Below are 18,298 nucleotides of genomic sequence, written 5' to 3'. Positions count from 1 at the left end.
TGTCGAGTCCGGCATCTACGACGTCGCGGCCGCCATCCAGCACGACGTCCAGGACCTGGACGGCGTGCTCGGCCAGCACGTCTCCCTGCCGACGAGGGTGGAGACGGGTCGTGTGGGCGTGACCATCGCGACCGGCGACATCTTCGTCGACGACGCGGATGCCACAGCACGCATCCGCTCGCTCGGCGGCGTGCTCGTCGACATGGAGACCTTCGCCCTCGTGTGGGTGGCGCAGCAGTTCGGCGTGCCGATCCGCGTGCTGCGGGTGGTCTCGGATCGCGCACAGGACGGCGCGACGCAGGTGTGGGACGAGGTCGTGGCGGCCTGCAGCGCGCAGCTGTGGGCGCACGTGCAGCGCGAATACGGCGTCTGACGCCGAAGCGTCAGGCCCGAGGAGCGTCGATCACGCTCGGACCGTCGGGCAGCGCCCGGACGGTCAGCTGGGCGGGGATCTGCTCCTGCATGGCCTCGACGTGACTGATCACGCCGACGGTGCGTCCGCCCTGACGCAGTTCGTCGAGGGTGCGCATCGCGGTCTCGAGGGTGTCGGAGTCGAGTGACCCGAAGCCCTCGTCGATGAACAGCGTGTCCAGGCGGATGCCGCCGGCGCGGGCCGTGACGACCTCGGCGAGTCCCAGCGCGAGGGCGAGCGAGGACAGGAACGTCTCACCGCCGGAGAGCGACTTGGCCGGCCGCGTCTGGCCGGTGAACGCGTCGAAGACGACGATGCCCAGACCGGATGCCGCGCCTCGCGCAGCCACGGCGTCGGAGTGCCGCAGCTCGTAACGACCGTCGGACATGTCCCGCAGCCGCAGGTTGGCCGCGGCGACGATCTCCTCGAGCTCGGCCGCGAGCACGAACGTCTCGAGGTTCATCCTGCGCGTGTTGCCGGAGCGGCCGGCGAGTGTGTCGGCGAGGCTGCGGAGGATCTCGAAGTCGCGCGCATCCGCCGCACTGGCCGCATGCTCGGATGCCGCGGCGTCGACCGTCGCGGTGAGGCCGGCCTGCACGCCGCGGGCACGGCTGTCGGCGTCGACCGCGCTCGTCCAGGACGTGCGCGCGGCGGCGGCCGCGTCCTGCGCGGGCTCGAGGTCGATGAGTTCCTCGGGCAGCATCCGCATCTCGAGATCGAGCAGCAGTGAGCGCTCCTTCTTCACCGCTACGGCGTGCTCGGTGACCCGATCGTCGAGGGCCGCGATCTCAGTCGCGCTGAGCAGGGCCTGCTCCGCCTCGGTCGCATCGGTGAACATCGACGCCTCGAGTGCCTGATCTCGCTCGTGACGGGCGAGATCCGCACGCTCCGCGGCGTCGACGTGCGCGTCGATCGCATCGGCCGCCGCGGTCGCTGCGGCGATCTGCCGCCGGGCCTCACCGATGCGCTCGGCGACGGTGGAGTGGTCGCCGCACGCGTCCGCGACGATGCGGTCGGCGTCTTCGATGCGCTGTTCGATCAGGGAGATCGCGGTCCGTGCGGAGTTGAGGTGTGCGGATGCCGCGGCGCGCCGCTCCTCGACGTCGGCCGCGTCCTGCTGCAGGGCGTCGAGCTGTGCGGTCAGCGTCTCGGCGAGCTCTTCCGCCGCGACCGCCGCCTGGTGCGCCGCGCGGGCGTGCTCGAGTTCTGCGGCCGCCTGCTCGGCGGTGCGTCCGCCCGTCCTCTCGGCGGCCGCGGCTCGCGCCGCCGTGACCTCCGAGAGCGCACGGGATGCCTCGCGCTCCGCCCCTGCCGCAGCGTCGCGGAGGCTCTCAGCCGCCGCGACGTCCTCGGCCGTCACCGGGTCGGCGTGCTGTGCCGGCGCGGGATGCTCGACGGAACCGCACACGGCGCACGGTTCGCCCGGGACCAGCGCCTCGGCGAGCTCACCGGCGTAGCCGTCCAGCCGTCGCCTGCGCAGTGCGGAGAGCTCCTGCTGGGCTCGGGCGTGCGCGTCACTCGCCTCCGACTCCGCCCGAGCGGCCTCGGCGACATCGGCTGTGAGCCGCTCGAGCTCCAGGACGCCCATGGCCCGGGCCTCGGCTGCCGCAACCGCCTGCGCGGCGGATTCGACGAGGGCGCCCTGCGTGCGCGCCGCGTCCCGCTCGGCGGTCACCTTCGCGATGCGGTCGGGAAGACTCTCGCGCTCGGCATCGATCGAGGTCAGGCCGGCGGAGAGCGCGCTCTCGGTCTCACGCGCCGCAGCGAGCTCCTTCGAGCGCGCGGGAGCCGATTGCTCGAGTTCAGCGGCATGCTGCCAGCCGCCGCTCTCGCGCGTGCGATCGGAGGCCCAGGAGCGGTAGTGGGCGGCTCGTCCCGCCTCTCCCTGCGGATGCTCGGCCAGTGCAGGGTCATCCGCGCGCGGGTCGGTGGGCACGCCGGCAGCGGTCGCTGCTTCGACCGCATCCGTCTCGGCCCGCGCCGCCAGCTCGACCGCCGCCAGGGCGCGTGTCGCGGCGGTGATCAGCGCCCGCAGCCCCTCCGCAGCGCGGCCGCGGTCTCGCCGCTCGGCGGCATCCGCGATCTCCTCCGCCTGCGCCTCGAGCGTGGCAAGCGCCGACCGGGCTCGATCGCGGTCGATCTGCCCCTGCCTCTGCTCCTTGAGGTCGGCGAGCGCGGCATCCGCAGCCGTCAGCGCATTCTCGGCGGCGGCGCGCTCGGTGCCGAAGCGCTCCGCCTGGTAGTCCGCACGGGCGATCGCCCGGCGCAGCAGGTCGATGCGGGCATCCGTCCGGTCGGGGCCGGCATCCGCGTCATCGCCCCACAGCTCGGCTTCGCTGACGAGCCGCTCGGCCTCGTCCAGACGCGCATCGACCGTCGCCCGTCGACCCGCCAGCCCCTGCTCGGCCGCGCGGCGCCGCTCGTCGAACCGCGCCTGGTAATCCGAGAAGCGCTCGGTGCCGAACAGCCGCCGCAGCAGCGCCTGGCGCTCCTTGCTGTCGGCGAGCAGGAAGTCGGCGAACCGGTTCTGTGCGAGCAGGATCACCTGCAGGAACTGCTCCTGACTCAGCTGCAGGATCTCGTCGAGCTCGTGCGCCACGTCGACCACGCGCGCCGCCCTGCCGATCCACTCCCCGCCGACCAGCTGCTCCAGCAGCGCGGAGGGCTGCTGGGTGGTCATGCCGCCGCCGCGCTTGGCCGGCCGCTCGTACGCCGGTGACCGGGTCACCCGGAAGCGCCCGGCGACCGTGCTGAACTCCACCACCACCTCGGTGGGGTCCTCGGGCTCGGAGTGGTCGCTGCGCAGCCGCTTCTCCCCGCCGTCGTACCGGGGGACGCCGCCGTACAGGCCGAAGCACACGGCATCGAGGATCGACGACTTGCCCGCGCCCGTGCGCCCCGCGATCAGGAAGATCCCGTCGTCTGCGAAGGCGTCGAACTCGACCACCTGGCGCGCACGGAACGGCCCGAAGCCCTCGACCTCCAGGCGATGCAGCTGCATCAGACGAGCGCCTCGGCGCGCACCCGATCGTCGAGCACCTCACGGATCAGCTCCGCCTCGCGCTCGGACGGGCCCTGCCCGGCCCGCACATGCTCGAGGAACGCCTCGATCCGCTCCTCGTCCGTCACCGCTGTGCGCAGGCGCTGCGAGTAGGAGCGGTCGTCGGCGGCGTCCGCCCCCTCGGGCTGGTGCTGCACCAGCGCGCAGAACGGGAACCGCTCGCGCAGCCGGCGCATCGGCTCGTGCTGCGGCAGCGCGTCGGTGTAGATCGCGCAGACCCAGTCGTCGGCGTGCGCCGCGACGTTCTCGTCGGACAGGATCTCGTCGAGAGCGCCCGTGAGCGTGACAAGCGCGCGCGGCACGGGCAGCGCCAGCCACTGCGTGCTCGCCAGCCCGTCGGCATCCAGGTCGACCAGCCAGGATCCGCGCTCCTTGTGCTGCTCGCCGAAGCTGTAGTGCAGCGGGGCTCCCGAGTAGCGCACGCGCTCGCTGAGCTGCTGTCGCCCGTGGATGTGACCGAGCGCCACGTAGTCGGGTCCGTCGAAGGACGCCAGCGGCACGACGTCGAGCCCTCCCTGGCGCACCTCGCGCTCCAGGCCCGCCGTCGGATCGACGCCCGCGGCGAAGCAGTGCGCGACCGCGACTGAACGCCCCTCACCGGCCACGATGCCCTCGCGCACCAGCCCCATGGCGTGGTCCATCACCTGCGCCTGCGTGCGCAGCGCGGCATCCGGCCACAGCCCGCGCACGATCGCGGGCTCCAGGTACGGGATGCCGGAGAAGCGCACCGGCCCGTGCTCGTCGTGCACGATGACGGGCGTCGCGATCGCCCGCGGGTCGGTGAGCACGTGGATGCCGTCGCGCAGCAGGCGGGAGTGGAAGCCGAGACGCGCGGCCGAGTCGTGGTTGCCGCTGGTCATGATCACGGTCGCACCGGTCTCGTGCAGCGCCATCAGGGCGTCGTCGAGCAGCGTGTAGGCGGATGCCGCGGGCGTGGCCGAGTCGAACACGTCACCGGCGACGATCACCACGTCGACATCGTTCTCGCGCACCTGCACGACCAGCGCGTCGAGCACGTCGGCCAGCGCCGCGAGCGTGGAGTGCCCGTGGAACGTGCGACCGATGTGCCAGTCGGAGGTGTGCAGGATTCGCATGCCTCCAACGTACGGACGGCCACCGACATCGCCCCTGAGGCGTGCCGATACGGCAACGGAAGATCCCCTGACCCGCCCTCACCGCGACGACCGGCACGGGGTGATGCGCCTTGCGCTCTGCGCTGTCACCGGTGCGGAATGCGGGGCTGCATCATGCAGGTGATGGGCTGCCCTCCACCCGGGACAGGTCGACTTGCCCCGCCGACCAAGGGGGTGTGCCCGCTTCGTCGCGACTACCGACTTCCGTTCTACTCGTCCAGGTCGTTCCCCCAGTTCGCCTGCTGGATGCTGCTGTCCAGTTCCCGCAGCTCCTTGGCCACGTCATCCGCCCTGCTCCGCAGCTCGCCGACCGGCAGCGCCGAGAACTGCCGCAGCTCGGAACGCATCTGCCGCATGAAGCCCTGGCCCGATCCGGACGCCGCCGACGCTGCATCCGTCAGCAGCGAGTGCCGCATCCGCAGCACGTCCCGCGCAGCCAGAGCATCCGTCATCGTGCCATCGCCCACAGTGACCCGGCCGTTGGTCGCGTTGATCCGGCGGATCAGTTCGCGCAGCCGGTCCAATGCGGCATCGGCCTCGATGAGCAGCGCGGACGCGTCCTCTGCGGGCTCCTCACCCTCCTGATAGCGGGCGTTGTCGGCAATGCGCGAACGGAGCTGTTCGATGCGGCGCTGGAGATCGGCGCGGGCGGCAAGTGCTTCGGCGAGTTTCACGTCGCCATCCTCACACATCGCTCAGAGTGCGACCAGGTGCCCGTCGCCGACGTCGACGAGAGCGGGGCGCGCGGCATCCGGGTCATCCCACTCCCGCGTCACGGTGCGCCCTCGCCGCCGACCGCGCTGGTGCGGGTCGGCGATCGGCACGGCCGCCAGCAGCTCTTGCGTGTACGGATGACGGGCATCCGCGAAGATCTGGTCGCGCGTGCCCTGCTCGACGATGCGGCCGCGGTACATGATCGCCACGCTCGTGCACATGTGCTCCACCACGCTCAGGTCGTGCGAGATGAACAGGAACGACGTGCGCTGCTGGTCGCGCAGGTCGGTCAGCAGGTTCACGATCTGCCCCTGCACCGACACGTCCAGCGCCGAGACCGGCTCATCCGCGACCACGAACTCGGGCCGCAGCGCCATGGCGCGGGCGATCACGATCCGCTGACGCTGCCCGCCGGAGAACTCGTGGGGGTAGCGGTCCATGGCATCCGCCTCCATGCCGCACTGCTCCAGCACCTCCGCGACCCGGTCGCGCTCGTCGTTCCTGGACGCGAGACCGTGCGCGCGCATCGGCTCGCCGATCGCCGCCGCCACCGAGAGACGCGGGTTCAGCGCGCCGAACGGATCCTGGAAGATGTACTGCATCTTCGGGCGCAGGCGCCGCAGCTCGCGGGTGCGCAGGCCGAGGATCTCCTCGCCGCGGAATCGGACGGAGCCGCTGGTCGGCTCGTGCATCCGCAGCACCGACTGACCGAAGGTGGTCTTGCCGCTGCCGGACTCCCCGACCAGGCCGAACATCTCGCCCTCGCGGATCCGCAGCGTGACGCCGTCGACGGCCTTCACGGTCTGCTTCGCGGCGCCGTGGCCCTCTCCGCGCGAGGTGAAGTGCTTCACGACGTCGGTGGCCTCGAGCACCACGGTCTGCTGCGCCATGGACTCCCCCACTGCGGCCGCCCCGCTCATGCCGTCACCCCCGCGGCCGCGATCCGGCGTACCTCGTCGCTGATGGTCGGCAGCCTGTCGAGCCGCTGGCCCGGCATCGGCCGCGCCTTCAGCAGCGCGTCGGTGTAGGGATGCTGAGGATCGTCGAAGAGCGAGAACACATCGCCGCGCTCGACCACGTGCCCGCCGTACATCACGAGCACGGAGTCGGCGACCTCGGCGATCACACCGAGGTCGTGGGTGATGAACAGCATGGCCATCCCGGTCTCGTCGCGCAGGTCGAGCAGCAGATCGATGATCTGCGCCTGGATCGTGACGTCGAGCGCCGTGGTGGGCTCGTCGGCGATCAGCAGGCGAGGGCGGCAGCACAGGGCCACCGCGATCATGGCGCGCTGCAGCATCCCGCCCGACATCTCGTGGGGGTAGGAGCGCATCACCCGCTCCGGGTTCGGCAGGCCGACGCGTCGCAGCCAGTCCACCGAGCGGTCGTAGGCGTCGGCCGGCTTCACGTCCTCGTGCGCGCGGATCGTCTCGATCAGCTGCTTGCCGATCGTGAACACCGGGTTCAGCGAGCGCATCGGCTCCTGGAAGATCATCCCGATATCCGCACCGCGCACCCGCTGCAGCGCGGTGCCGCGCATCTTCAGCACGTCCTTGCCGTCCAGCAGCACGCGCCCCGAGACGATCTCGCCCGGGTCGTCGACGAGGTTCAGCAGCGACAGCGACGTGATGCTCTTGCCCGACCCGGACTCGCCGACGATGCCGAGCACCTCCCCGGGGCGCACCTCGAACGACACGTCGTCGACCACCGTGCGATGCCCGCCCTCGACGGGGAAGCGCACGGTCAGCTCCTCCACGCGGACCAGTGCCTCTTCGCGGCCCAGAGCCTCTTCCGCGGTCACGGCGCTCACTTCCTCATCCTCGGGTCGAACACGTCCCTCAAGCGGTCGCCGAACACGTTGATCGCGGCGATCGTGATCAGCAGCGCGACACCGGGCGGCACCCACAGCCACCAGTGCTGCTGGAAGTCGATGAGGTTGTTGGCGGCGCTGATCATGTTGCCCCAGGAGGCGTTCGGGGGCACTACGCCGAGGCCGAGGAAGCTCAGCGCCGACTCCGACAGGACGCCGGATGCCGTGCTCAGGGTCGCGACCACGATCAGCAGCGGCATGACGTTCGGCAACAGGTGGCGGAACTGGCGCGACGCCGCGCTGAGCCCGAGCACCTCTGCGGCCTTCATGTACGGCGCCTCGCGCAGCGACAGCACCTGTCCGCGGATCAGGCGGGCCAGCGACGGCCAGCCGATGGCGCTGAGCAGCAGCATCACGATGTAGATGCGCGACGACGGGTCGACCTTCAGCTCGGACAGCACCGCGGCCATCACGATCAGCAGCGGCAGGCCGGGGATCGACATCAGCAGGTCGGCGACGCGCATGATGATGCTGTCGACGATGCCGCCGTAGTAGCCGGCGATGATGCCGAGCACGGCGCCCAGCAGCAGCGAGAGCAGCATGGATGCGATGCCGATGGTCAGCGAGATGCGACCCGCGAGCATGAGCCGAGTGAGCACATCGCGCCCGTATTCGTCGGTGCCCAGTGGGTGGTCCATGGTCGGGATGTGGTTCGCGATCGGCAGGTTCAGCTCGTCGCCGGTGTACCCGGTGAGAAGCGGTCCGACGAAGCTGAACAGCAGCATGAAGACCAGGGCTGCGAGGCTGATGCTCGCAGCGGGCATGCGCAGCAGGCGCGCGAACGACTCGCCCCACAGCGAGCGGCGCCTGCCGCCGCGGGCCGATCGGGCCCCGGCATCCGGATGCGGCTGTCCCGGCCCGATCTCCGGATCGACGGCCTGGCTGACGATGAGCTCTCCGCCGCCGCTCATGCTCTGCTCCCCGCTCGGACGAGCCGCACCCTGGGGTCGGCGACGGCATACAGGATGTCTGCCAGGAAGCTCCCGAGCACGGTGAGCGCCGCGAGGAGCATGGTGATGGTCATCAGCACCGCGTAGTCGCGGGTCTGCACGGACTCCAGCTGGATGCGGCCGACACCCGGCCAGTTGAAGATCTGCTCGGTGATGATGGCGCCTGCGAACAGGCCCGGCAGTTCGAAGGCGAGCAGCGTGATCGCCGGCAGCAGGGCGTTGCGCAGCGCATGGGAGAACACCACCGAGCGCTCCTTGAGGCCTTTCGCCCTGGCGGTGCGGATGAAGTCGGCGCGCAGCACCTCCAGCATCCCGGTTCGGAAGTAGCGGGTCAGCGACCCTGCGCCCAGGAATGTGAGGATCGCGACCGGCAGCACCATGTGCCGCGTGACCTCCAGCACGCGAGCGGCACCCGTCGAGCTGCTCGCGGTGTCGAGCATCCCGCCCGTGGGGAGCCACTGCAGATCGAGAGCGAAGATCTTGATCATCAGCAGGCCGATGAAGAACGAGGGCACCGACAGGGACGCGAACAGGCCGACCGTGACGAGCTTGTCGAACCACGAGTACTGCCGAACGGAGGCGAGCACGCCCGAGACGATGGCGATCAGCCAGGTGAGCACGAACGCCGCGAAGGCCACGAGGAACGAGTTCCAGATCAGCGGGGCCAGCACGTCTGTGACGTCGCGGTTGTACACCAGCGAGTACCCGAACTGCCCGCGCAGCATGTTGCCCAGCCAGATGAAGTACTGCACGATCACCGGCTGGTCCAGCCCTGCGAGGGCGCGCAGCTCGGCCTTGCGCTCCGGAGTGAGGGTGCGGTTCGAGCTGTAGTAGTCGCCCGGCATGAGGGCGAACAGGAAGAAGACGAGCACGGAGACGCCGACGAGCAGCAGCACCATGACGGCGAGTCTCTTGAGGATGTAACGAGTCATAAAGGCGGGGCGATCAGATCATTCTTCCGGCGGGCATGCGACGACGGATGCTTCCGGGACGGGTCGACGGCCCGTCCCGGAAGCATCCTAGAGGCGTCCGCCTCAGTTCCTGATCTTCAGCTTCGCCAGCGCGAGCGCCGCTTCGCCGCTGCCGGTGACGTACTTGTCGCCGCCCTCGATGCGCGCGTTCCAGGCGGAGAGGGACTTGCGGTAGTCGATCAGGATGATCGGCGGATCCTGGCTGAGCTTCTGGTACAGCTCGGTGTAGGTCTTCTGCCGCTCCTTCTCGTCGAAGGACGAGATGCCCTTCTTGATGAGCTTGGTGACCTCGGCGTTCTGGTATCCGGACACGTTGATGTCCGGGTCGTCGGTGCCGAACTCGCTGACGGCGTCGTCGGGGTCGGACAGTCCGTCGGTGCGGAAGCCGGCCAGGTCGTAGTCACCGTTGTACAGACGATCGAACGCCGTGTTGGAGTCGAGCACCTCCGGCACGAAGTCGATGCCGATCTTGGTGTACGTGCTCTCCGCGATCGGGATGATCGGGTCGTCGTCCTTGGTGGTGATGTAGCTCAGCTTGAGCTTCTGGCCGTCCTTCTCGCGGACGCCGTCGGAGCCCTTCTTCCAGCCCGCGTCGTCCAGAAGCTTCTCGGCCTTCTTCGGGTCGTACGCGTACTTGGTGACGCCCTCGGTGGTGAACGACCACTGGGTGGGTGCCGCGAACACGTCGGCGACCTGGCCGAGGCCCTTGTACCTGGCATCCACGATCTGCTGACGGTCGAGACCGTAGTACAGCGCCTGACGCACCTCGGTGGCGGCGAGCGCGGGCTTCTTGTTGTTCACCCAGATCGCGCCGATGTCGGGCACGACGCGGGCGCGGATGTTCGCGAACCCGAGGCCCTTCAGCTGCGTGAGCACGGCCGGGTCGCTGCCGAAGCCGCCGTAGTCGATGTCGCCGTTCTGGAAGTTCTGCAGCGCGCTGTCGCTGGAGACGACCTTGAAGATCACGCGCGGAACCTCGGGCTTGCCGCCGTAGTAGTGCTCGTTCGCCTTGTAGCGGATCTCCTGGCCCTCGACGTACTCGTCGAGGGCGTAGGGGCCCGCGCCGAGGGGCTTGCTGTACAGCGCCTTGAGGTAGTCGAGCTGCCCCTTCTTGTAGTCCTTGCCGTAGTACGCCTTGGAGATCACCTGGCCGCCCAGGGTCTGCAGCGCCAGCGGGTTGGGCTTCTCGGTGGTGATCCGGATGGTCTGCGGGTCCTCCACCTCGATGCCCGAGAGCGACGTGGCGGAGCCGTTCTTGTACTCGTCCGTGCCCTTGATCACGATGTCGCTGAAGTCGGTGCCACCGGCGTACTGCGGGTCGTTCAGCAGCGTGAGGGTGAATGCGACGTCATCGGCGGTGAGCGGCGAGCCGTCGCTGAAGGTCAGTCCCTTGCGGAGGTGGAAGGTGTAGGTGAGGTCGTCGTCGGAGACCTCCCACTTGTCGGCCAGGTCGGCGACGGGCTTGCCCGCGTCATCGACGACGACGAGCGAGGCGAAGATCGGCTGCACGGCGTTGCCGTCCCAGCCGTTGTCGTAGAAGCCGGGGAGGAAAACGCCGCCGGGCTTGCTGATGGTGGTGACGAAGGCGTCGGTGCGGGCGTTTGCCGCGGCGGGGCTCTTGCTCGGATCGGTCGCCTTGTAGAACTCGTCCTTCATGGTGGCCAGGTCGACCTTCGCGTTTCCGGTGGTCGGCTCGGCTGTGGCGGCGCAGCCGCCCAGTGCGAGGATCCCCGCCACCAGCACCGCTGTGGCGGTGAGCGATCTCTTCGTCAGCGTCATGTGCTCTTCCTTTTCAAGCATCTTGTGAATGCGTTCCCCAGCGTCACGATTGCGTGCTCAGCGAGACTAACCCCGGCGGAGACCGACCGGGGCCGTCCCGTGACGGGGTGCACGAGTCCGAGTCCAGAAATCGCGTGACGGACGGATGCCGGGGAGGAAGCGCGACGGATGCCGCGGATCAGCGTCCGCGCCGCAGGAACGCCTTATCCGGGTGCGCCTCGAACCAGTCGGACACGTACCAGCAGACGGGGTCGATCCTCCGGTCGCCGCGGGCCTCGATCTCGGCCACGGCACCCGCGACGATGTCGGCCGCGTATCCGTTCCCGCGGAACGTCGGGATCGTGAACGCACGGGTCAGCGCGATCGTGCGGCCGTCGTCCCGGTAGTCGAGCACGCTCACGAGGACGCCGTCGCGGGTGAGCGTGTAGCGCGCGGCATCCTGCTCGTTCCTCAGGTCGAATCTTGGGGCATGCGCGGGGTGGGTCACGCCCTCACGTTACGCCGTATGACGACGCCCGGAATGACCCGTTTTGACATAGAGAGACACGATGAGAAATAATCGGCCCCATGACCACCAACGCAAGCCCTTTGTCCGCCCAGGAGGCGAACAGGACTGCCGGGATGATGATGCCCGGTCGCGTTGGCATGTGTTGCCGAATGTGTTGCTAAGGCGCAACAAGACAGATTGACCTGTTTTCGTCCCTCCATCTGAGGGGCAGGTCTCTGAGCGCCCACCCGACGCGCTCATTCCCACCGGCCCATCCCGGTCTTTCATGCAACGCATCCGGAGCCCGACAGCTCCCGCATCCCTCCAAGGACCATCATCATGTCGAACACCGCCCTCCTCGAGCGTCCCGTCACCGCCCCCGTCCGCGTGATCTCCGCCGCGGACGCCGCTGCAGACCTCCCCTCGATCCGCTCCCCGCGCGGCTTCGCCCTCTACGTCGGCATCGACGAGATCAAGGCGGCCGCCTCCGGTGTGAGCCTGCCCGTCCTCGTCGACGCGCTGCGCCGCACGCTGGCCGAGCTCGCCCCGAACGCCGAGACCCACGCCACGGTCGCCCTCGCTCCGCAGTCCGCCGGCGGTCGTGACCTCGACGTCGTGCGCCTCGCCCTGCACGAGCCCGGCGCCATCGCCCGCGCCAACGCCGCCGTCGAGGAGGAGAAGGACGAGGAGGCCGGCGTCGTCGTCGACATCTCCCGCAAGCGCGTGCTGCTCGACGGCGAGTCCGCCGCCTTCACCTACAAGGAGTTCGAGCTGCTGCAGTACCTGGTGCTGCGCGAGGGCCGCACGATCGAGCGCTCCGAGCTCGTCTCCGCGCTGTGGCAGGCGTCGACCGACGAGGACGCCCCCGGTGAGCGCACGATCGACGTGCACGTCCGCCGCCTGCGCGCCAAGCTCGGCCGTCACGAGGACATCGTCCGCACCGTCCGGGGCGTCGGCTACCGCTTCGACCGGCACGCCGACGTGAGCATCCGCTACGGCCACGGCACCCCTTCGCCCGACCGCTTCTGATCGATTCGTTCCGCCGAGACCCCGGCTTCCACCGAGACCCCGGGATACCGGCGTCGGCACCACGGGGTCTGGACGACGACACGGGGTGTCGGCGATGTCAGGCGCCGCGCGTAGGGTTTCGGTATGACCCTGACGGATGCCGCGCCGACCACGCACGCGGTCCCGCGCGAATCCGTCCATCGGCCTCGGCATCCGCTGGATCTGATGGCGACGGTGGGGATGCTGCAGCGCGGCCGCAACGATCCGACCATGGTCGTCGAGGGCGGATGCATCTGGATGGCGTTCCGCACGGATGCCGGTGTCGCCACGCTCTGCCTCCGAGCCACGTCCGGCGGTGTGCACGCCACCGCCTGGGGTCCGGGCGCGGGCGAGGCGCTCGATCGGGTACCCGCGCTGTGCGGTGCTGACGACGATCAGAGCGGATTCGACGTCTCCGGGCATCCGAGGCTCGCGGAGGTCGCGAGGCGCAATCCCGGCATCCGCCTGACCCGCACCGGCCGGGTCTTCGACGCGCTCACCTGCGCGATCATCGAGCAGAAGGTGACCGGCATGCAGGCGTTCGGCGCCTGGCGGCATCTGGTCAGCCGCAACGGCGAGCGCGCGCCCGGGCCCACGCCGCGACCCCTGTTCGCGGCACCGCACTCCGAGGTGTGGCGGGCGATCCCCTCGTGGGAGTTCCATCGCGCAGGGCTCGAGCCGCCTCAGGCGCGCACGATCGCCCGCGCGGCGATGCGCGGTCCGAGCATCGAGCGCGCCGTGCTCGCGGCATCCGACGGCGACGGGCGGGAGCGGGTGCTCACCAGCCTGCCCGGCATCGGACGGTGGACCTCCGCCGAGACGCGCATCCGCGCACTCGGCGACCCCGACGCCGTGAGCGTCGGGGACTTCCATCTCGCGCACGAGGTCGGGTTCGCGCTGACCGGCAGCCGGACCGATGACGACGGGATGCTGGAGCTGCTGGCCCCGTGGGCGGGCCACCGGCAGCGCGTCATCCGGCTGATCTTCGCCTCCGGCGTCCGCGAGCCGCGCCGCGGTGCGCGCCTCGCCCCCGAGGATCACCGGGACCGGTGACCCGGGGCCGTCACCGGTGGTACACGGCGAACTTCCCGCCGGGTCCGTCGACCACGGTCACGGGGGTGTGGAACACCGCGCTCAGCACCTCGTCGCGGATGATCTCCTCCGGCGTGCCGTGCACGGCGATCCGCCCGCTCTCCATGGCGACGATGTAGTCGCTGCAGGCGGCCGCGAAGTTGATGTCGTGCAGCACGACGACGATCGTGCGTCCGAGCCGATCCGCGGCCCTGCGCAGCTGGCGCATCATCTGCACGGAGTGCTGCGCATCGAGGTTGTTCAGCGGCTCGTCCAGCAGGAGATACTCGGTGTCCTGCGCGAGCACCATCGCGACGTAGGCGCGCTGTCGCTGCCCTCCCGAGAGCTGGTCGAGGAAGCGCTGCTCAAGGTCGGTGAGGTTCAGGAAGTCGATCGCCTCGGAGATCTTGTCCTCGTCGTGCTGCGTGAGCCGGCCGCCGCTGTACGGGTAGCGCCCGAATCCGACCAGCTGCCGCACCGTGAGCCGGGTGACGAAGTGGTTCTCCTGTCGGAGGATCGACACCGTCCTGGCGACCTGCTTCGACGGCATCCGGTGCACGTCCAGGCCGCCGACCTCCACAGTGCCCGAGTCCGGCGCCATCAGTCGGCCCATCATGGTGAGCACCGTCGACTTGCCCGCGCCGTTGGGACCGACCAGGGCGATGATCCCGCCCGCGGGCAGATCGATCGAGATCGGGCCGATCTCGACATCGCCGCTGTAGCGCTTGATGACGTTGGACAGACGGATCACAGGCGTCCCCTTCTCAGAACGACGATGAGGAAGACGAGCCCGCCGACGAGCTCGACGATGATGGTGACGGTGTCGACCATCGGCAGCACGTGCCTCAGCAGGAAGTAGGCGCCGCCGAGGATGACGAAACCGAGCAGCCAGGCCACCGGCAGGACATGGCGGTGACTGTGGGTGTCGGTCACGGCGTAGGCGAGGGTCGCGACGAGGAAGCCGAGGAAGGTCATCGGCCCGACCAGCGACGTGCTCATCGCCATGAGCACGGTCACCAGGGTCAGGGTGAGCATGACCTGCCTCTTGTGGTTCACGCCCAGGTTGGTGCTGATGTCGCGGCCGAGCGCCACGGCGTCGAGGCGTCTCGAGAGCAGCCAGATCCCGCCCGCGGCTCCCACGCAGACCGGGATCACGAACCACAGGTACTCGGTGTTCGCGTTGCCGACGTTGCCGAACATACGGGCGCGCAGCACATCGAACTCGTTCGGATCCAGCATCCGCTGCATGAACGCCGACAGCGCTCCGAGGCCGGTGCCGATGATGATCCCCACCAGCAGCATGACGTGAAGGTTGCCGTGCCGCCCGGAGAACAGCCAGGAGTAGAGCAGCACCGCGAAGACCACCATCCCCGCGGCCTGGATCACGAACTGCGCGAAGCCGTCGATCTCGGCCAGGCCGCTGATGCCGAAGAAGAACACGACCGCCGTCTGGATGAGGATGTACAGCGACTCGAATCCCATGATCGACGGGGAGAGGATGCGATTGCCGGTGGCGGTCTGGAAGGACACGGTCGCGAAGGACTGGCAGAGCGTCACGAGCGCGATCACGATGAGGGATTCGGATCGCATCCGCGAGACCCGCCACCACCGCTCCGTGAACGGGATCTGACTGTTGCCCCAGGTCAGCACCAGCACGACCAGCGCGAGCGAGGCGAGGATGAGGCCTGCGAGGATCAGCAGATAGCGGCGGCGATGCGCACGCCCGGAGAACGGCCCGACACGACGGTCGGCCGAGGGAGCGGATGCTTCGAGAGGCGCCGCCGACGTGGCGGCGGGCGTGAACGAGACGTCAGAGCGCAACGGTCCTCCTTGTGCGCAGCAGCAGCAGGATGAACACGACGGACCCCACCGCGCCGAGGACCAGGGAGACCGGCACCTCGAAGGGCATGATCACCACGCGGCCGATCAGGTCGCAGATCGTGACGATCCAGATCCCGGTCAGGAACACCCAGGGGACGTTGGTGCGGAGATCGTCCCCGCGGATCATCGAGACGATGTTCGGCACGATCAGCCCCAGGAACGGAAGCGAACCGATCACGACCGTGACCACGCCCGTGACGATCGAGACGAGCCCGACGCCCAGCAGCACGACGCGTTCGTAGTTCAGTCCGGCGTTGGTGGCGACATCCTTGCCGAGCCCCGCGACCGTGAAGCGATCGGCGGCCAGCACGACGATGACCGCGACGACCGCCACGATCCCCAGCGGCTCGTAGCGGCCGGCTTCAATGCCGGTGAACCGGCCCGCGAACCACGCCCCGAGGGTCTGCAGCAGATCGAACTCCAGGGCGATGAAGGTGGAGACCGCGCTCACGACCGCACCGAACATGATGCCGACGATGGGCACGATGAGGGACGAGCGCAGCGTGACCCGGCGCAGGAAGAGGAAGAAGATCAGGGTTCCGGCGAAGGCGAACACGATCGCGACGATCATGCGCACCATGACCGAGGGCATCGGCAGCGCGATGTAGGTGAGCAGCAGCCCGAGACCCGCCCACTCGGTCGTGCCGACGGTGGTGGGCTCGACGAACCGGTTCTGAGTCAGGAGCTGCATGATCAGGCCCGCCAGCGCCATGCTCGCTCCCGCGAGCAGAAGGGAGACCGTGCGCGGGATGCGGGTGATCCAGGCGAACTCGTGGCCGCGTCCTGCGGTGTCGGTGATATCGGCGACGCCGGTGAACACGGAGAGGGTCAGCAGACCCGCCGTCAGCACGATCGCGATCGTGAGCGGCATGCTCCTGATCACCCACGACCGACGTCGGTCATCGCGGATGGCTCTTCGGGAGGCGAGCGCGTCCACGTACGTCACGCGCGGTGTCGTCGCGCCGGGCGAAGCCATGAGGGGGTCCTTTGTCATAGGGCATGTGCATGGCCGCGATCCGGTGGAACGCGGCCATGCATGGCTGTGGCGCGTTATGCGGAGAACGCCTTCGTCAGGCTGTCGAGCACGGTGGTGTACGCCACGATGTCCTCCGTGAGGTAGAAGTCGTCGGGCATCACGTAGATGGCCTTGTTCTTCACCGCAGGGACGTTCGCGAGGGCGCTGGAGCTGTTGATGAGCTCGAGGGCCGGCGAGGACTCGCTGTCCGCGAAGGCGGCCTCGCGGTCGAGCACGAGGAAGAAGTCGGCGTCGGACTGGGCGATGGCCTCGATCGAGATGTCATCGCCCTTGTCGTTCGTCGACCCCTCACTCTGCAGTGCGGGAGTCAGACCCACCAGGTCGAAGAAGATGCTCGACCCCCGTCCGTCCTTCGGGCTCGAGTAGCGGATCTCGTTGCCGCTGGTCACCAAGCCCATGACAGTCGTGTCGGGGTCGTATGCGTCCTTCGCTGCCGCGACGGCCGCGTGGAAGTCGTCGATCACCGCCTTCGCTTCGTCCTGCTTGCCGAACACCTCGCCCAGCAGCTCGACGCTGTCGACGAGGTACTCGTCGGTGCTGAGCTCGTCGTTGGTCATGTCGATGAAGGCGGCGTCGGGTGCTGCCTTCTTCATGTCCTCGGCGTGCCCGCCGTATCGGTAGCCGTTCACGATCAGGTCGGGGTCGGCCTCGACGACCTTCTCGAAGTCGGGCTCCGCATGGGTGCCGAGATCGAGGATCGACTCATCCGCCTTGAGCGGGTTCTCCGGGCTCATCAGGGCGCGAGGCGCTGCGGACAGGTCGATGCCCCAATCCGCCACGAGCCGGAAGAGACGGTTGTCCGTGACGACGACACTGTCCGCGCTCTCGATCGTGACCTCGTTCCCCGCCATGTCCGTCACAGTCACCGGATACTGGGCCTTGGCCGCCGCGGCAGGCTTCTCCTTGGCTTCCTGTCCCGCCGGCGCGCTGCTGCAGCCGGCGAGTGCGAGGAGTGCGGCGGCGCCGAGGGCGACGACCGAGGTGATTCTGGGCACGGACATGGAGAGTCTCCTGTTCTGCTTCTGAGAGGTGCGCGACGGATGCGCGGATGCCGGAATTTAGGTAACCCTTACCCGACTTCGAATTAGGTTAGCCTTACTTTATGACCGAAGTGAAATCCGCCTTCACGATCGAGCGCCGCGGCCTCGATCTGCGCTTCCGCGCCGTCGCCCTGACCGCCCGCGAGTGGCTCGCGCCGCACTACGTGCGGGTGCGCCTGAGCGGCCCGGAGCTGGAGGGATTCGACTCCCCTGGCGCCGACGACCACATGCGTCTCTTCTTCTCCGACGGCCCCGTCCCGACCGAGCGGCTGCGCGCATCGCCCAGCCGCGAGTACACGCCGCTCGCCTGGGGCGATGACTGGCTCGACGTGGAGTTCGCCGTGCACGGCGACGAGGGCGTGGGCGCGCCGTGGGCGGCATCCGCTCCCCTCGGTTCGTTCGTCGGGGTCGGCGGTCCGCGCGGATCCGCCGTGATCACCGGCACGCCGGACTCGTGGCTGCTCGCCGGGGACGAGACGGCGATCCCCGCGATCCGCCGCTTCGCCGCAGCCATCCCCGACGGGACCCCGGCGCGCATCGCGATCGAGGTCGTGTCGGAGGCCGATCGGGTGGCCGTGGATGCTCCCGTCGAGGTGGAGTGGCTGCACCGCGGCGACGCTCCCGCCGGCTCCGCGCTGATCGCATTCCTGGATGGGCTCGGGTCTGCGGATGCCGTGGGCGACGACCCGTTCTGCTTCATCGCCGCCGAGCAGTCGGTCGTGAAGCCCGGTCGCGCGCTGCTGGCGCGCTGGGGTGTGGACGCGGCGCAGGCTGTGGTGAAGGGCTACTGGAAGCGCGGCGAGGCCGAGTACCACGCACCGCACTGACGGACGCGTCGGCCAGGAT

At 69.2% G+C, this 18,298-nt stretch carries 17 protein-coding genes; 4 read left to right on the top strand and 13 right to left on the bottom strand.

Annotated elements, in window-relative coordinates; translation table 11 throughout:
- On the top strand, window positions 1-373 hold a 373-nt coding region (locus tag BGN97_RS07210), incomplete at its 5' end, for a nucleoside phosphorylase (RefSeq protein WP_292699449.1).
- A 10-nt stretch (window positions 374-383) separates the two neighbouring features.
- Here BGN97_RS07210 and BGN97_RS07205 read toward each other — a convergent pair.
- The 9 genes from BGN97_RS07205 to BGN97_RS07165 form a co-directional block, all read right to left on the bottom strand.
- Entirely contained in the window at window positions 384-3,413 is a 3,030-nt protein-coding gene (locus tag BGN97_RS07205) for an SMC family ATPase (protein ID WP_292699446.1), read from the bottom strand.
- Entirely contained in the window at window positions 3,413-4,567 is a 1,155-nt protein-coding gene (locus BGN97_RS07200) for an exonuclease SbcCD subunit D (protein WP_292699443.1), read from the bottom strand. The genes BGN97_RS07205 and BGN97_RS07200 overlap by 1 nt, the downstream gene beginning before the upstream one ends.
- Window positions 4,568-4,815: 248 nt before the next feature.
- On the bottom strand, window positions 4,816-5,280 hold the full coding sequence (locus tag BGN97_RS07195) for a DIP1984 family protein (protein ID WP_292699440.1): 465 nt from the start codon (window positions 5,278-5,280) through the stop codon (window positions 4,816-4,818).
- Between the two features lie 21 nt (window positions 5,281-5,301).
- Window positions 5,302-6,240: an ATP-binding cassette domain-containing protein gene (locus tag BGN97_RS07190; RefSeq protein WP_292699437.1), complete on the bottom strand. Its 939-nt coding sequence runs from the start codon at window positions 6,238-6,240 to the stop codon at window positions 5,302-5,304.
- Complete coding sequence (locus tag BGN97_RS07185) at window positions 6,237-7,130, bottom strand: ABC transporter ATP-binding protein (RefSeq protein WP_292699435.1); 894 nt, start codon at window positions 7,128-7,130, stop codon at window positions 6,237-6,239. The genes BGN97_RS07190 and BGN97_RS07185 overlap by 4 nt, the downstream gene beginning before the upstream one ends.
- The gene (locus BGN97_RS07180; RefSeq protein WP_292699432.1) at window positions 7,127-8,101 is read right to left on the bottom strand and encodes an ABC transporter permease; all 975 of its coding nucleotides are present in this window, start codon (window positions 8,099-8,101) and stop codon (window positions 7,127-7,129) included. Before BGN97_RS07180 ends, BGN97_RS07185 begins: the two co-directional genes overlap by 4 nt.
- Window positions 8,098-9,072: an ABC transporter permease gene (locus tag BGN97_RS07175; RefSeq protein ID WP_292699430.1), complete on the bottom strand. Its 975-nt coding sequence runs from the start codon at window positions 9,070-9,072 to the stop codon at window positions 8,098-8,100. Before BGN97_RS07175 ends, BGN97_RS07180 begins: the two co-directional genes overlap by 4 nt.
- 102 nt (window positions 9,073-9,174) lie before the next feature.
- A complete protein-coding gene (locus tag BGN97_RS07170; RefSeq protein ID WP_292699428.1) occupies window positions 9,175-10,890 on the bottom strand; it encodes an ABC transporter substrate-binding protein in 1,716 nt (571 codons plus the stop codon).
- A 178-nt stretch (window positions 10,891-11,068) separates the two neighbouring features.
- Window positions 11,069-11,377 carry a GNAT family N-acetyltransferase gene (locus BGN97_RS07165; protein ID WP_292699426.1) on the bottom strand — a complete coding sequence of 103 codons (309 nt, stop codon included), beginning with the start codon at window positions 11,375-11,377 and terminating at the stop codon, window positions 11,069-11,071.
- A gap of 339 nt (window positions 11,378-11,716) precedes the next feature.
- Here BGN97_RS07165 and BGN97_RS07160 point away from each other — a divergent pair, with 339 nt between their 5' ends.
- A complete protein-coding gene (locus BGN97_RS07160) occupies window positions 11,717-12,406 on the top strand; it encodes a winged helix-turn-helix domain-containing protein (RefSeq protein WP_285635137.1) in 690 nt (229 codons plus the stop codon).
- A 123-nt stretch (window positions 12,407-12,529) separates the two neighbouring features.
- The gene (locus BGN97_RS07155; protein ID WP_292699421.1) at window positions 12,530-13,477 is read left to right on the top strand and encodes a DNA-3-methyladenine glycosylase 2 family protein; all 948 of its coding nucleotides are present in this window, start codon (window positions 12,530-12,532) and stop codon (window positions 13,475-13,477) included.
- 10 nt (window positions 13,478-13,487) lie between these two features.
- On the opposite strand, the gene BGN97_RS07150 is transcribed toward BGN97_RS07155, so the two are convergent.
- The 4 genes from BGN97_RS07150 to BGN97_RS07135 form a co-directional block, all read right to left on the bottom strand.
- Window positions 13,488-14,246 carry an ATP-binding cassette domain-containing protein gene (locus BGN97_RS07150; protein ID WP_292699418.1) on the bottom strand — a complete coding sequence of 253 codons (759 nt, stop codon included), beginning with the start codon at window positions 14,244-14,246 and terminating at the stop codon, window positions 13,488-13,490.
- Window positions 14,243-15,316 (bottom strand): iron chelate uptake ABC transporter family permease subunit, encoded by a 1,074-nt coding sequence (locus BGN97_RS07145; RefSeq protein WP_292699415.1) that lies wholly within the window; start codon window positions 15,314-15,316, stop codon window positions 14,243-14,245. The genes BGN97_RS07150 and BGN97_RS07145 overlap by 4 nt, the downstream gene beginning before the upstream one ends.
- Window positions 15,306-16,247 carry an iron chelate uptake ABC transporter family permease subunit gene (locus BGN97_RS07140; protein WP_292699412.1) on the bottom strand — a complete coding sequence of 314 codons (942 nt, stop codon included), beginning with the start codon at window positions 16,245-16,247 and terminating at the stop codon, window positions 15,306-15,308. Before BGN97_RS07140 ends, BGN97_RS07145 begins: the two co-directional genes overlap by 11 nt.
- A 179-nt stretch (window positions 16,248-16,426) precedes the next feature.
- Window positions 16,427-17,413, bottom strand: coding sequence for an ABC transporter substrate-binding protein (locus BGN97_RS07135; protein ID WP_292699409.1), 987 nt, complete (start codon window positions 17,411-17,413; stop codon window positions 16,427-16,429).
- Window positions 17,414-17,514: 101 nt separating this feature from the next.
- Here BGN97_RS07135 and BGN97_RS07130 point away from each other — a divergent pair, with 101 nt between their 5' ends.
- Complete coding sequence (locus tag BGN97_RS07130; protein WP_292699406.1) at window positions 17,515-18,279, top strand: siderophore-interacting protein; 765 nt, start codon at window positions 17,515-17,517, stop codon at window positions 18,277-18,279.
- The last annotated feature ends 19 nt before the right edge of the window (window positions 18,280-18,298 follow it).

The sequence above is a fragment of the Microbacterium sp. 69-10 genome (assembly GCF_001897945.1).
GTDB lineage: Bacteria > Actinomycetota > Actinomycetes > Actinomycetales > Microbacteriaceae > Microbacterium.
The sequence above is the reverse complement of the archived record's forward strand: the minus strand, read 5'-3'. Positions and strand labels throughout refer to the sequence as shown.